Source organism: Zwartia sp., from assembly GCF_049655405.1.
Lineage (GTDB): Bacteria > Pseudomonadota > Gammaproteobacteria > Burkholderiales > Burkholderiaceae_B > Zwartia.
This window is the reverse complement of the sequence record NZ_JBASJR010000011.1, coordinates 62476-77318: the sequence shown is the minus strand read 5'-3', so window position 1 is coordinate 77318 and position 14843 is coordinate 62476. Positions and strand designations below refer to the sequence as shown.

Genomic DNA, 14843 nt, shown 5'->3' with positions numbered 1-14843 from the left:
ACGTGCCAGCATTTATCGTTATTGATTTATTGGTACTGACATAATGTTTACAATAACGTAGACAATAAAGTCAACATCAAAAAAAGGACAGGTATGCAAAAGGTGATTCGAATCGGTGTACTCACACCCTCATCCAATACCGCGCTTGAGCCTCTCACGAATGCCATATTGAGTGAATTGCCCAATGTGCATGCTCACTTTGCACGCTTTCGTGTGACGAATATTTCTCTTTCAGATCAAGCGCTTGGTCAATTTGATGACAGCAATATCCTTGCTGCAGCCGAGATGTTGGCGGATGCCAAACCCGATGTGATTACTTGGAGCGGCACATCGGCAGGCTGGATGGGCTTTGAAAAAGATATTTCGCTATGCGAGAGAATTACGGCTCGCACGGGTATTCCCGCATCGACAGCGGTGCTGGCGTTAAATGAATTGCTTGCGCTCAAGCAGATTAAGCGCTTGGGGATTGTGAGCCCCTATACCGATGATGTGCAGCAGAAAATTGTTAGACAATATGCCGCTGCCAACATTGAGGTCGTGAGCGAAGTCCATCACGATATTTCGGTGAATTATGATTTCGCGCTGGTTGAGCCTGAGACGATTGAGAAAGATTTAGACACCGTCAGTCAAGCTCAACCTGAGGCCATCGTGACCTACTGTACGAATTTGCGCGCAGCTCACCTGGCCGACCGTTTTGAACAGAAGCGTCCGGTGGTACTACTCGATACGGTGAGTACCACCGTGTGGGGGGCGCTGCGCAAGGTGGGCGTTGATCCTTCTGAAATCAAAGGCTGGGGAAAGTTGTTTAGTTGGGCCTAGTGGTCCATTTTTAATAAAAACGAAAGGGATTTAGATGCAGTCAAAGGTTTCTGCTCGGTTAAAGCGTGAAAACACGCAAGACGAAATGTATGAAAAGATTTACGTCGCCATCTTGGAGCATCGGCTGCATCCCGGTACAAAGCTGGTCGAAGAGCGGCTAGCCGAAATCTTTAAAGTCAGCCGCGCGCGTGTGCGAGAGGTCTTGGCCCGTCTTGCGCACGAGCAGGTTGTGGACCTGTATCCTCAACGCGGAGCATATGTCGCGCGACCCACGATCGAGCAAGCCTTGCATGTGTTTGAAGCAAGACGCTTGATCGAGCCCGAATTGGTTCGGCGTCTGATTGAAAATCTGACACCCGAGCGGATCGAGCGCTTGCGCCAACACTGCGCGCTAGAGCTAGAGGCCCGGCGCCGCGAGGATAAACGACTCATCGTGCGTCTATCGGGTGAGTTTCATACGCTGATGGCTGAACTCGCCGGCAATCAGGCCTTGGCGCGGACGATGCGCGAGCTCTCGACCTTGACCTGTCTGATTATTATTTTGTATGACGCACCGACTGCCTCGAGCTGTCTGGCCGATGAGCACAGCTTGATTGTCGATGCGATCGCGAAACGCGATGTCGAAGGTGGACAGCGACTGATGCTCGAACACCTCAATCATATCGAGGGCAGCCTCAACCTTGAGCCCGCGGACTCCGAGGTTGATCTCGCGAAAATTTTCTCCGAAGAATGAAACGAACACGATGAATATTCTGCTGATCAACCCGAACACCAGTGAGCATGTGACGCATCGGCTGTTGACGCAAGCCAAGCTTGTGGCGGGCGAGTCTGTAACTATTCATGCATATACGGCCGAGACCGGCCCTGCCATTATCAGCAGCCGTTCTGAAAACGCGATCGCACTGGCAGAAATGCTGCGCCTCGCGGCGAAGCACCAGAACGGACATGATGTATTGGTGCTGGGCGTCTCGATTGATACAGGCTTGATGGCGCTACGGGAGATGCTGGATATTCCCGTGGTTGGGATGGCCGAGGCGGCGTTAGTGACGGCAAGTATGCTCGGTGGCAAGATTGGTTGTTTGACACTCGGCGCCTCGATGGTGTCAGTTTACGAAGAGCTGACCGCCTCCTACGGGTTCGCGCAACGCGTCTCGAAATGGCGGGCGATTGAGATGCCGAGTGCTTTTAGAGTGACCGATGCCGATCCTCAGGTGGCCAGAGCCCTGATCGAGGCTAGTGAACAGTTGGTGCAACAAGATGGCTCGGACGTCATCGTGTTGTGTGGCGCAGTGCTCGCCGGTTATGCGAGGCAGGTTTCTGCTGCGGTGGGTGTGCCCGTGGTCGATCCGATGCAAGCGGCAGTTCTGCAGGCTCTGACAGTCGCGCGCATGCAACCTTCGAAACAGCAGTCAGGCAGTTTTGCCCGTCCCAAAGGTCGCATCCTAAACAGTGTCGACGCCAACATTGCACGCTTGTATCAGTGACCTAAATCGGGAGTTTGAGATGGACCGCAGAGATTTATATGGCTACAGAGATCAACGCCCCGATCCAAAATGGCCAGGCGGCGCTACCGTGGCGATCAATCTCGTGGTGAACATCGAAGAGGGCGCCGAGCTCAGTCTCGCGGATGGCGATTCTTCGAATGAGCCCATGCACGAGGTCACGAGTAAGGTCGTCTCTCAACCCGATCTTTGCCGAGAGTCACATTTCGAGTTCGGTTCGCGCTTGGGGTATTGGCGCGTCATGCGCGAGCTCGACGAGGCGGGTGTCAAGGTCACGCTGAACGCGTGTGGTCGTGCCGCAGAACGTACGCCTGAGCTGCTAAAAGACGCAGTCGGTCGAGGACATGATCTGTGCGCCCATGGCTGGTTATGGCAATCTCCTGCGGGCATGTCACCTCGTGACGAAGAGGCGATGATGCTTCGGACGCTCGAGGCGATCGAGGCCGCAACGGGTCAGCGCCCTTCGGGTTGGCATTGCAAATCCACACCGACATTACACACACGCGCACTCGCTGCGAAGCTCGGTCTGTTGTATGACAGCGATGCCTATAACGACGAGTTGCCGTATTGGGAGACGGGTGAACAGGGGCGGACACTTATATTGCCCTACCAGTTTGATACCAATGACATGCGGTTTTTCGGAGAGTCCCCTGCATTTGTGCAGGCCAAGGACTTTTCAAACTATGTCATTGAGACGGTCCAACGATTGCTGGAGGAGGGTGAGCGTTGGGAGTCGAAATCCATGCTGACCATTGGTTTGCACCTCAGGATTGTCGGTCGTCCCGGACGCATCAAAGCATTGCGCGATATTTTGCGGTTTATCAAAAGTGATCCACGGATCTGGATCGCGACGCGGACCGAGATTGCGCGCCATTGGATGTCAGAGTTGATGTAAATCTGCGACTGCACGTTCCGCAGAGCGCTCTACTATGCGCTCTTTTAGTCGTGCGCTCAATCTTTCCCCTAGCCGATGCGCCAACGCCATAATCGTGAGCGTGAGGTGTTTATCTGGAAGCGTCGGGATCACGCCGCCATCGCAAATGTAGAGATTGTCGTAACCATATACCTTGAGATTCTCATCGACCACGCCGTGCTCGGGTTTGTCTGAGAGGGCTGTGGTGCCGGCATAGTGGATACCGGTGCCGCTGTTGTCACGGCTGGTGTAGACGAGGGTGCTTGAAGCGCGACGCAGAATACGACGACCCCAGATCATCATCGCATCCATTTGCAAGCGGGCGCGTTCAGGGATGGTGAAGTCGATCGCGACTTGGCGCACGCCATAGCGATCCACACTATCGGCCGGGCGCACGCGGTTGGTGGCGATTCGTTCGCCGGCACAAAACAAACCCAGCGTCACATAGCTGTGAAAGAGTTTGCGTGCCAGATACTCTTTCATCTTGGCAGGTAGCTTGGGCATCTGCTCCAGATAATAGGGATAGTCCGGAATCCCGTGTATGGCGTGACCAATGAAAGGAAAAGTCTGGCCGTCGGAGGTCTTGCCGCGCGAGAGCAGAATTAGCAAATCGCCGTAGCCGATGTCAGGCTCGGGTCCGTTCCCCCATAATTTCATGAGGGAGGTAGAGAGCACCACCTTGGGATTGTCTTGCAAGCCTTGACCAAGCTGTCCAAAAATATTGCCCATCCCGCTCGGGGCTTTTGCATCAGCGGAGTTAAACAAAATGCGGGGCGTTTCGACAGCACCGGTCGCCAAGACAAATTTTCTCGCTTTGATAGTTCGGTGGGCGCCTGTCCGGGTATCGAGGTATTGCACGGCTTCGATACTGTTTGAGTCACCGTAGCGCAAGAGTTTGACGACCTTGGCATTGGGGATCAAGTGATAGTTGGGTAGGCCCTTGATTTCCGGCAATAAGCGTGTGGAGAACTTGTACACGGCGCCGACTGGACACCCTGAAGTACAGACACCAATCGATACGCAGGAAGTCGGGGTGTTGGCGCGAGTGTTGATGGCTTTCCGATTGGGGATGGCATGCGAATGTGGTTCGCCCAAGGACTTGACTGCGTTGATCACGAGATGATCGGCACGCCTCAGGGGCTTGGGTTCGATAAACTCGCCATCGGGCAAAGCCTCGAGTCCTTCTTTGGTCCCGCAAACGGTAATGAGTTTTTCTACCGCACTGTAATGGCGCGATAAGTCGCGTGCTGTGACCGGCCAGTCTCCAAGGTCTTCTGCGGAAAAGCGGACACTCACGCCATTCCAGAGATTTTGCAGGCCATTGACGGCCAGTACCTGAAAATGTCGAAAGCCGTCTTTGGGTAAGGCGGTCGAACCCTCGTCGGGACGTGCAAACAAGGGGTGAATAAAGAGACTGTCGTGCGGATCGCTGGGCCAGACGGTGGTGGGTGAGACGCCATAGTTTGAACCGAGTCCCGGGGGCGTGATGGTTTTAAATTGCCCGTCCGGAAGCGCAGGCCCTTGTTCCAGGGAGATCACGTTGAGACCTGCTTTCGCGAGATGATGAGCGAGGATGCCGCCACCCGCGCCTGTGCCTACGATACAAACGTCACAATCAAAGCTCAGCTGATTCATTGGCGTTCTCTGTCTATTCGTCGCGCTACGTGATCGGCGGGGCCTTCTCCCACCGAGGCTAAAAACCCGCTCGAAGCGAAACGAAGGTGTTCGATAAATGTCATCAACACCTCGCGTTGCGGTCCGAGTGCATGCAGGCTTAAGGGGCTAGCATTCCATGTCCCATTTTCCATGAGGAGTCTGGCGTGCAGCTCTCTGAGTGCGGTGTTGATTTGTTGGTTTTGATGCGCGACTTGACCGAGATGTGCATATTCTGGCATCAGCGAAGACGCGTAGGGTGAGAGCCTAAGCACACTGGTCATCAGCTCAATGCTGACCTGCAAGGATATCTCCGGCTTGTCTGTGTGTATTTGAATGTGCGGGGTCGGCCTGAGTGTGTGGAGGGGTTTTCCAGAAAGCAAATATTGTTCAATGACCTCGAGTGTCACCCCGTTAGTCTCAGGAACATAGCGCCAGGTAAACACCAAACCGGCTGCACAGACCAAGGCATATAGTCCGAACACCGCTCCCAGGCCAAAGGTCGACACCAAGAGCGGAAAGGAGAATACCACTAGGAAGTTGAACGCCCAGTTGCTGAGCGTCGTCACACTCATGGCCAGACCACGCACTCTGGCGGGAAATACTTCGGCCATCATGACCCAGGGGAGAGGACCGATACTGGCGGCAAAAGAGGCGATATAGCCGATCAGGCCGAGGACAGCCAAAATATCTAAAGATTTCGAGCCGGTCGCCGCGCCGATCGCGATTAAGCTTAGGCTGAGAGACGTGCCCAGAAATCCAAGATACAACAGTTTGCGCCGACCGATGCGATCAATCAAGGCCATGCCGACCAAAGTCATCAACACATTGACGACACCCACGCCGATGGTGGCCATCAACTGCGTGGAGCCTAAATCAAAGCCAGCTTCTTGAAAAACCGTTGGTGCATAGTAAATGACCGCATTGATACCGCTGAGTTGTTGCAAGAAAAATAAGCCGATGCCGACGATGAATGCAGGGCGGATGACGGGTGATAACAGCTCTGACCAAGACGCAGGTGTTGTTTGCTCCGCCAAAGAGGCGCGAATAAGAGGTAGCTCGGCGTCGCTGCCTTGATGCAAGCGACGTAGTGCATCTGCTGCTTCAGCCTCACGTCCTTGCATGAGATACCAACGTGGGGTGTCAGTCAGCATCCACATGCCGAGCAAGAGCGCGATGCCAGGTACGGCTCCCAGCATGAACATGGTGCGCCAGCGATCGTCAAACGCATAGTTCACCAGGTAGGCCGACAAAATCCCCAGGGTAATCGCCAGCTGATACACCGATACCAACATGCCACGACGGTTGGCAGGCGCGATCTCTGAGATATAGAGCGGCGCCACCATGGCCGCGACACCAACTGCGAACCCTAAACCTAAACGACAGGCAGTCAGCATCCAGACTTCGGTCGCAAGTCCTGCAAGCAGCGCACCCACGGTAAAAAGCGAGGCGGCAGCCAGTAGTGCGCCGCGCCGACCGATACGACCAGACAAGGGGCCACCTACTAGCGCACCAAATAGGGCACCGAGCGGCACGGCCGACGTCATCAAACCTTCGTCAAAAGCCGAAAGATCGAACTGTGCCCGCAATGCCTGCAGGGCTCCGGCGATGACACCCTCATCAAAGCCAAACAACAAGCCTGCCAAACCAACAATCAGGGCGACAAAGTAAATCATGAGGCCAACACAACACGGGCGACTTTACGAACGGCTGCGATGATGTCCAACACGTCTTCGATGGTCAATGTCGAGGCAATGGTCAGTAGGGCACCACGATCCTGATACTCATCACACACTGGCAACGCGCCCTTGCCAAAGTCGTAATCCAGTGCAAAGGCATTGTCCGGATGTGTCCATGGAAAACCATCGCGGCTATTGGAGCGTTTATGCACGAGACTCGGAATATTGCTATACCAGTGCATGCCCCATTCGCTGAGGGTCAGACAAGCTAGGCTGCCTGGTGGACCTGCGATACCCTCTGCACGCAAGGCGTCAATAAAGCGACGTGCTTTGTGGGCATCGGGCAGTAACATCAATAAAAATGGACCTGTATCGCCTGCTGGATCAACAATGTTTCTAAACGTGAGGCCGGGTGTTTGAGCCAACGCGTTGCGAATCGTCCATTTGGCCTTGCGCATCGCACCTGTGATTGCAGGCAGCTTGCGTAACTGTGCAAGCGCAAGCGCCCCTGGTAATTCAGCCATACGCGCACCCATGCCCCAGAGTTGATCTTTTTCGCTGGAGGTATCGAGACGACCGGTAGCGGTGCGAGGGTAGCCTAAGTCATGGAGGGCGACGATGCGACGAAAGAGTGACTCATCCTGGCAGACCACCATGCCACCTTCGCCGGAGGTCATGTTTTTATTGAGCTGAAAGCTAAAGGTCGCAATATCTCCAAACCGTCCAACCGGTGTGCCGTCCACCCTCGCCCCGGCGGCTTGTGCACAGTCCTCAATCAGGAACAGACCTTTTTTCTTGCAGAGTGCGGCGATCTCTTTGATGTGTCCAGGCGCGCCACTCATGTGGACGCACAACACGGCACGCGTTCTCGGTGTGATCTTGGCTTTCAAGTCCGCCGGCGACATACAAAAGGTGTCATCAATATCGACGAGTCTCGGAATCGCTCCCGCGCGCACGACCGCAGATACACAACTCACCCACATATAGCCAGGGACCAAGACCTCGTCGCCTGGTCCGAGGTTGAGTGCGGAGATCGCAATTGTCAGGGCTGCCGTACCCGAGGCAACACCGAGCGCATGCTTATGACCAAAAGCCACGCACCATTCGTGCTCGAGCATATCAACCATATGTTGTGCCTGCGGTCCATAAAAACGAAACGGACTGTGCGCTCTCACCACACTGGTCACGAGTTCGAGCTCTTCTTCGCCGATGAAACTCGCGCCCGGAAACTCCCAGGGCAAGGGTGTGGTGCGGACCGGCACGCCACCTTCGATCGCTAACAAAGCGGCTGTCTCACTAGATTTTTTTGTGGGTTTGTTTTCTGATTTCATATTGTCTCCACACGTTTCTGCATTACATTCAAAAAATGCTGACACAAACTACTCGTATCGCTTGCCTAGTGCTCTGCTTTGGCCTGTTATTTGGCTTTGGCATTTCGTCTATCGCAGGTGTTTTACAGAGGCTCTCTATGACATTTGCTTTGGATGCTAGCGGTCAAGAGTGGCTCGTGTCTACACTTATTGTGGCAAGTTTTTTTGGGGCGATATTTGCTAGTCCTTTGTCATTAAAACTGGGACGCAAACCTACTATGTGGATCGCGATAACACTAGCATTGATGGGCTATGCAGCCTTGTTGTTTGCGACTAGTTATTCGTCTTTATTGCTCATCAGAATCGTGCTGGGTCTCTCTGTTGGATTGTCTTCTGTGGTGGTGCCGATGTATGCGGCCGAGTCCACACCTGCCGCGCAACGAGGCGCAGTGGTGTCCTTGTTTCAGTTGGCAATCACAGGTGGAATTTTGCTCGCCTACACCGTTGCATTGCTGTTCATTGACACCTGGTCATGGCAAAGTATTTTGGCGATCGGTTTAGTGCCCGCGCTTGTTGCGGGAGTGTTGTTAGTGACCTTGCCGGAAAGTCAGACTTGGCTGACAACGCGCGAAAAGTATGTTGAAAGTCCTCCACCAATTCAAGTTGCCATTCAACCCGGTACGGACCGCATCGAACCTCTAACAAAAAACTCTATCTTCGCTGTGCTCGCACTTTGTGGCGGCTTGTTTGTTTTGCAAAACCTCAGTGGCATCGATGGGATTATTTATTACGCTCCGCATATTTTTCAAACTCTCGGTTTTGCGCCAGGAACAGCATCACTTGCCGCAACGTTTGGTTTGGGTCTAGTCAATTTTCTTTCAACACTCGTGGCGCTGCGTCTGGTCGATAGTGCAGGGCGCCGGGCTTTATTGATCTGGGGTTCGGGTGCGATGGCGATAGGGATGGTCATGGTGATTGCCGCTTCGATCATCTTGCAAGAGGGAGCGTATTGGAGTGATTTGCAAGCATGGTCCGGATGGGTAGGCTTGCTGGGCTTAAGTCTTTTTATCATGGCGTTTGCCGTCAGCCTCGGACCTTTGCCCTACGTGATGATGTCGGAGTTGTTTCCCACCGCGATTCGCGAGACTGGTATTGCTGTCGCATCTTCGGTCAGTTGGTTGTTTAACGCACTCATCGCCTTTACCTTTCTCTCTGCGATCGAACAACTCGGGCTCACATGGTCGATGACATTTTTTATGATCGTTTGTGTGCTTTCTTTGGTGATCAGTGTGTTGTATGTGCCGGAGACGCGACGCGTGTCTTTAGAAAAAATTGAAAACAACGTGATGCGCGGCCAGGCATTACGAAGACTGGGCGAATAATTTATTTGAAAAAATAGTATAAATTAATTGCATAAATGATATAAATCATATAAATTGATTGTTCTATTTTTAACGAAAAAGGAGTGACTCATGGAAATTGATGTCAAAGATCCAGTGAATGTGCCTGCAGTGATTGCTGATTCAGTAGCACCTACAGAGGTAGTGGTCGCAGTCGTAGCGCCCGCAAAAAAAGCGCCTGCTAAAAAATCACCCGCTAAAAAAGCGGTTGCCAAGAAAGCCACAGCAAAGAAAGCGGTTGTAAAGAAAGCTGTCGCCAAGAAACCGGTTGCTAAGAAAGCAGTCGCAAAAAAAGCTGTCGCCAAGAAAGTAGTCGCTAAAAAAGCAGTCGCAAAGAAAGCAGTGGCCAAGAAACCCGCTGCCAAGAACGTGACAGCCAAGAAACCCGTTGCCAAAAAAGCGACGACTAAAAAATCTCTCGTTGCAACTGCGGCTAAACCAGCACCTGTTGTAGTTAAGCCTGAGCCAAAAGCTAAAAAGGTCAAGCTTGTTCGTGACAGCTTTACGATGCCAGGCAATGAATACCAAGTGTTGCAAGATATTAAAAAAGCAGCATTGAAAGCCGGAATGGAGCTTAAAAAGAGTGAGTTGCTCCGTATTGGCGTTGGGATGTTGAAAAACCTTACGGTTGTTCAGTTGGACAAGGCACGTGCTGCCCTGACAAAACTCAGCGCCGGTCGTCCTAAAAAGTAATCAATATCACCCTGGGCATGGATTCTTTTAAATATGCTCATGCCTAGGCTAGTTTTTTAATGTCATCAAAATGCCATCAAAGTCGCACAGTTTTGTCATGATGAACGCTCAATATGCTCTCACTTCTATAAAGATTTGGTGTGAGCATGCGTTGGATGACTTCTTTTTCAAAATACCTGACTCTCGCGCTGAGTAGTATCCTTTTCTCGAGCTTGGCCTTCAGCCAAGACTACCCTGATCGTCCAGTCAAGTTAGTGGTTCCCTTCGCTGCAGGGGGGGGCGTTGACATACTGACTCGCGTCTTGGCCGAAAAATTTAGTAGTGATCTCAAGCAGAGTTTTGTAGTCGAAAATCGAGTCGGTGCGGGCGGTAATATTGGCTCAGATGCTGTCGCAAAGTCCAAGCCGGATGGTTACACGCTTCTTGTTGCCACAACAGGCACGCACGCAATCAATCCAGTCTTGTTTCCTACTTTGCCCTTTGATGCAAAAGAAGACTTTATTCCTATCTCCCTGATTGCCGCTGTCCCTAATTTGCTCGTCATCGGGCCAAAGCTTCAGGTTAAAAGTTTGCAAGAGTTGATTGAAGTCGCGAAGCGCTCGACCTTTAAACTCTCCTATGCCTCCTTTGGTAACGGGACCTCTAATCATCTTTCGGGTGAGTTGCTGAAAATGCAGGGGGACTTTCACGCCGTTCATATTCCCTACAAGAGCGCTACCCAGGCAGTCACTGACCTATTGGGCTGTCAAATTGACTTTGCTTTTGTCAACATGCCGCTTGCGCTAGCTCAAGTTCAAGCTGGAAAGTTAAAGGCGCTCGCGATTACAAGTAATGAGCGAAGCATCTTATTGCCTGAGGTTCCAACGATGCTTCAAGCCGGAGTTAAGGATTTTGTGGTGGAGTCCTGGTATGGCTTGATGGCGCCCAAAGGCGTGTCGGCTTCAACGATTCAACTTTTAGAAAAAGCAACCGCTCGCGCGTTGAGTGATCAAACGCTTCAAAACTCTTTCATTAAAAGCGGTGCTGAAGCCCGTTTCAACACGAATCCTGAATTTGTGTCGCTTATTGCGGCTGATCGAGCCCGTTGGGCCGAGGTCATACAGCGCGCCAACGTGCGTGTGGATTGAGTTTTTTCTCTCGACAGTCGCCATTAATCCCCAATTTTTACTCAACGAAAGAGGAATTTAATGCTGAACACGCGATTCTTAACTTTACGTCATGCTTTGGCGGCTGTCGCCTTTGCGGCAACTGGCCTTTCGAGCGTTGTGGCAACTGCCCAGACCGCCATTTGCTACAACTGCCCACCAGAGTGGGCGGACTGGGGCACACAGATCAAGGCGATTAAAGAAAAAACTGGCATTACAGTGCCTCCCGACAACAAAAACTCTGGTCAGTCACTTTCTCAGCTGATTGCTGAAAAAAATAGCCCAGTTGCTGATGTGACATACCTGGGAGTGACGTTTGGTATTCAGGCCGCTAAAGACGGCGTGGTGACCGCATATCGTCCCGCCGGTTGGGAGCAAGTGCCTGAGGCCTTGAAAGATCCGGCCGGCAACTGGGTCACGATTCACTCCGGTACGCTTGGTTTCATGGTCAACAAGGATGCTCTTAAAGGCAAACCTGTGCCACAGTCATGGGCTGATTTGCTCAAGCCTGAATACAAAGGTTTGATTGGCTATCTGGATCCAGCCTCTGCATTTGTGGGCTATGTCGGTGCAGTGGCTATTAACCAGGCCATGGGTGGTAATTTAGAAAACTTTGGTCCAGGGATCGATTATTTTAAAGCTTTACAAAAGAACGAACCGATTGTTCCCAAGCAAACATCGTATGCGCGAGTCTTGTCTGGTGAAATTGCAATTTTGCTCGATTACGACTTTAACGCTTATCGTGCCAAGTACAAAGACAAAGCCAACATTGTTATTCCAAAAGAGGGCACTGTGGTCGTTCCTTATGTCATGAGCTTGGTCAATAAAGGACCTAACGCAGAAAATGGCAAAAAGGTCTTAGATTTCGTGTTGTCCGATGCGGGGCAGGCATTGTGGGCCAATGCATTCTTGCGCCCGGTACGTCCTTCGGCCATGTCTGCCGAAGCACAATCGAGATTTTTGCCAGAAGCCGAGTACAAGCGTGCGGTCGCGGTGGATTACGCCAAAATGGCGAGCGTTCAGAAAGCATTTTCTGATTCTTACCTGAAACAAGTACGTTAATCATGTCTTCGGGCTCAGCTGCACAGCGCATACTTACTGTGTGTCTGATGCCCGTTGCGATATTTTTCGTCGCCTTTTGGTTGTTGCCGGTTACGCGTTTGATCGCGTTGCCGGCGGCTAAAGGCTGGGAAACATATTTCGCGATTCTGACGGATCCGCGCTATGCGACGAGCCTGATCAATACCCTTCTGTTGTCTTTGGTCGTGACGGCTGCTACGCTTATATTGGGTTTGGCAGTTGGGTTGTACCTCGCGAAACCCAAGGTTATGGGCAGACGATTTCTTCTCTCACTATTGACTTTGCCACTGTCTTTTCCAGGCGTGGTGGTGGGATTTTTTATTATTTTATTGGGAGGTCGTCAGGGTGCTGTCGCAGATTTATTTGAAAGCCTCGGTTTAGGGCGTGTGACCTTTGCCTACGGTTTGACTGGTTTGTTTTTAGCGTATTTGTATTTCTCCTTACCCAGAGTCATCGCGAGCTACACCGCCGCTGCGCAAAGCATGGATCGCTCGATAGAAGAAGCCGCTCGTTCGCTGGGTGCAAATCGTTTTCAAGTGCTGTGGGACGCTTGGTTACCACAATTGTTGCCCACGACTGCAGCCTGTGCGGCAATTGTCTTTGCCACCTCAATGGGGGCCTTTGGTACAGCTTTTACACTTGCCAGCAAATTTGAAGTCCTCCCCATTACGATCTATAACGAATTTACCAATTACGCGAACTTTCCCCTGGCAGCATCACTGTCCTTATCCCTTGGCTTGTTAACGTGGCTGTCATTGTTTTTGATGGGGCGTTGGACGGGCGGGCGAGTCGCGCTATGAATAGGGTTTGTGTTCTGCCATGAAGACCCGTTCGCCTGTTTTGGCGACTCTGACGATAATTGTGCTGATTTTTATGATCAGTCCGATGGTGATATCTATCACCGCAGCATTTCTTCAACAATATAGTCGCGGCCTCTCGGGTGGCTTGACGCTGGAATGGGTTGTCCATGTCTTCAGTCAGTATGGATCCACGGTCACGGCTTCGATCCTGATTGCGACGAGTTGTGTGATTGGTAACGCCTTGATTGGCGTGCCTTGCGCCTATGCCTTGGCGCGCGCACGTGGTCGGTGGGCGCGAAGCTTTGAGGAAATACTGACGTTACCAGTGGCTGTGCCGGGTCTGGCGACTGGGTTGGCGTTGATCTTGACCTATGGTGAGTGGCGTGATTTTCGTCAAAGTTATGTATTTATCTTAGTCGGACATATGGTATTTACTTTGCCCTTCATGGTGCGCACTGTGAGTGCGGCCTTTCAGCGAGCCGAGATCGCCTCCATCGAAGAGGCGGCCCGATCTTTAGGAGCAGGTTTTGTGATGCGTTTCCTGACCGTGCTCGTTCCTGTTGTGTTGCCCTCTATTGTCGCGGGTGGTTTGATGGTATTTACGCTTTCCATCGGCGAATTTAATTTGACTTGGCTGTTGCACACACCGTTGACCCGCACGCTGCCCGTTGGCTTGGCAGACAGTTACGCCTCCATGCGTATTGAGATCGGTTCTGCCTATACCTTGATGTTTTTTATTGTGGTCTTGCCACTGTTGTGGCTGCTCAATATTGTCGCCAATCTTACACAAAAACGCTATGGAACTTGAACAAATTGCTTTGACTGCGTTGGCGTGCGCGAAGACCTACCCGGATGGTACGCAAGGTTTAAAGTCCACGAACTTAAAGGTAGAGCCTGGCGAGATTATGGCGCTGCTTGGACCCTCAGGTTGTGGCAAAACAACTCTGCTGCGCATTTTGGCTGGACTGGAAATGACAGACGCTGGTGGCCAGATATTGTTTGGAGATCAGGATGTGACCGCTCGTCCCATTGAGCAGCGTCGAGTGGGGATGGTGTTTCAACATTACGCCTTGTTTCCTCATATGTCCGTACAACGGAATATTGAATATGGTTTAAAAGTCAGGGGTGTCGACGCGAGCACTCGTCAAAAAACAGTCGGTGAGCTGATTGACCTAGTTCGACTCGGTGGTCTGGAGCACAAGCGTCCTGCCGAGCTTTCAGGCGGACAAAAGCAGCGTGTCGCACTCGCACGTGCCGTCGCGGCGGGGCCCAGAGTTTTGCTGCTGGACGAACCGCTGACTGCGCTCGACAGCAAATTGAAAGATGCGCTGCGCGATGAGTTGGCAGAGTTATTGCGTCGCTTGGGCATCACTGCGGTTTATGTGACGCATGATCAGCAAGAGGCCATGGCGATTGCAGATCGCATGGCCGTGATGCGCGCGGGAGAGATCATTCAGGTGGGTGACCCCGAGACGCTATATCGACAGCCCACGCATGCCTTTGTGGCGAATTTTTTAGGTCGGGTCAATATTTTGCGCCGCGATATTGCGCATACCCAAGAGGGCGTCCTCGTGCTCGGAACATCGATTTTTCGTGTGCCGAGTCATCTCGGTCAAGAGCTGTTAGTGCGGCCTGAGGATATTGTGATTGACTATCCACGCCCCGATTATGTAACAGGCGTGATTGAGCAGCGTAGTTTTCGGGGAGACCACATTCAGCTTCGTGTGCGCATGGAGGAGCAGGATCCACTGATCGTCGATGTCTCACGCGATGCACTTTTTCAACAGGGCGATACGGTATCTGTTGCATTTTCGCCTGCTTCTTTTATGCGTGCCAAGGAGTCTTAAGT

14 protein-coding genes are annotated in these 14843 nt (G+C 52.1%); 11 read left to right on the top strand and 3 right to left on the bottom strand.

The features are described from left to right. Positions 1-93 precede the first annotated feature (93 nt). From WBJ47_RS08170 to WBJ47_RS08155, 4 genes are read left to right on the top strand one after another with little or no spacing between them, the layout of a single operon-like run. Positions 94-819, top strand: a complete 726-nt coding sequence (locus tag WBJ47_RS08170) for a maleate cis-trans isomerase family protein (RefSeq protein WP_422244224.1) — start codon at positions 94-96, stop codon at positions 817-819. Positions 820-853: 34 nt separating this feature from the next. Further along, positions 854-1552 carry a GntR family transcriptional regulator gene (locus tag WBJ47_RS08165; protein WP_422244225.1) on the top strand — a complete coding sequence of 233 codons (699 nt, stop codon included), beginning with the start codon at positions 854-856 and terminating at the stop codon, positions 1550-1552. 10 nt (positions 1553-1562) lie between these two features. Beyond that, on the top strand, positions 1563-2303 hold the full coding sequence (locus tag WBJ47_RS08160) for an aspartate/glutamate racemase family protein (protein ID WP_422244226.1): 741 nt from the start codon (positions 1563-1565) through the stop codon (positions 2301-2303). Positions 2304-2322: 19 nt separating this feature from the next. Further along, positions 2323-3216 (top strand): polysaccharide deacetylase family protein, encoded by an 894-nt coding sequence (locus WBJ47_RS08155; RefSeq protein ID WP_422244227.1) that lies wholly within the window; start codon positions 2323-2325, stop codon positions 3214-3216. Here the strand turns inward: WBJ47_RS08155 and WBJ47_RS08150 are convergent. Genes WBJ47_RS08150 through WBJ47_RS08140 form a run of 3 tightly spaced genes read right to left on the bottom strand, consistent with a single transcriptional unit; the run spans position 3202 to position 7897 of the window. Further along, positions 3202-4869 carry a GMC oxidoreductase gene (locus tag WBJ47_RS08150; protein WP_422244228.1) on the bottom strand — a complete coding sequence of 556 codons (1668 nt, stop codon included), beginning with the start codon at positions 4867-4869 and terminating at the stop codon, positions 3202-3204. The two genes, WBJ47_RS08155 and WBJ47_RS08150, sit on opposite strands and share 15 nt — an antisense overlap. Then, positions 4866-6563 (bottom strand): sugar porter family MFS transporter, encoded by a 1698-nt coding sequence (locus tag WBJ47_RS08145; protein ID WP_422244229.1) that lies wholly within the window; start codon positions 6561-6563, stop codon positions 4866-4868. The genes WBJ47_RS08150 and WBJ47_RS08145 overlap by 4 nt, the downstream gene beginning before the upstream one ends. Continuing rightward, positions 6560-7897: a DegT/DnrJ/EryC1/StrS family aminotransferase gene (locus tag WBJ47_RS08140; RefSeq protein ID WP_422244230.1), complete on the bottom strand. Its 1338-nt coding sequence runs from the start codon at positions 7895-7897 to the stop codon at positions 6560-6562. The genes WBJ47_RS08145 and WBJ47_RS08140 overlap by 4 nt, the downstream gene beginning before the upstream one ends. Before the next feature lie 35 nt (positions 7898-7932). Between WBJ47_RS08140 and WBJ47_RS08135 the strand changes: the two genes are divergently transcribed. From WBJ47_RS08135 to WBJ47_RS08105, 7 genes are all read left to right on the top strand, one after another. After that, entirely contained in the window at positions 7933-9258 is a 1326-nt protein-coding gene (locus WBJ47_RS08135) for a sugar porter family MFS transporter (protein WP_422244231.1), read from the top strand. A 90-nt stretch (positions 9259-9348) separates the two neighbouring features. Beyond that, the gene (locus tag WBJ47_RS08130) at positions 9349-9969 is read left to right on the top strand and encodes a histone H1-like repetitive region-containing protein (RefSeq protein ID WP_422244232.1); all 621 of its coding nucleotides are present in this window, start codon (positions 9349-9351) and stop codon (positions 9967-9969) included. A 146-nt stretch (positions 9970-10115) separates the two neighbouring features. Beyond that, the gene (locus WBJ47_RS08125) at positions 10116-11096 is read left to right on the top strand and encodes a Bug family tripartite tricarboxylate transporter substrate binding protein (RefSeq protein ID WP_422244233.1); all 981 of its coding nucleotides are present in this window, start codon (positions 10116-10118) and stop codon (positions 11094-11096) included. A 60-nt stretch (positions 11097-11156) separates the two neighbouring features. Next, positions 11157-12176, top strand: a complete 1020-nt coding sequence (locus WBJ47_RS08120; protein WP_422244234.1) for an ABC transporter substrate-binding protein — start codon at positions 11157-11159, stop codon at positions 12174-12176. A 2-nt stretch (positions 12177-12178) separates the two neighbouring features. Next, positions 12179-12994: an ABC transporter permease gene (locus tag WBJ47_RS08115; protein WP_422244235.1), complete on the top strand. Its 816-nt coding sequence runs from the start codon at positions 12179-12181 to the stop codon at positions 12992-12994. Between the two features lie 19 nt (positions 12995-13013). After that, positions 13014-13802, top strand: a complete 789-nt coding sequence (locus WBJ47_RS08110; RefSeq protein WP_422244236.1) for an ABC transporter permease — start codon at positions 13014-13016, stop codon at positions 13800-13802. Beyond that, complete coding sequence (locus WBJ47_RS08105) at positions 13792-14841, top strand: ABC transporter ATP-binding protein (RefSeq protein WP_424585343.1); 1050 nt, start codon at positions 13792-13794, stop codon at positions 14839-14841. The genes WBJ47_RS08110 and WBJ47_RS08105 overlap by 11 nt, the downstream gene beginning before the upstream one ends. The last annotated feature ends 2 nt before the right edge of the window (positions 14842-14843 follow it).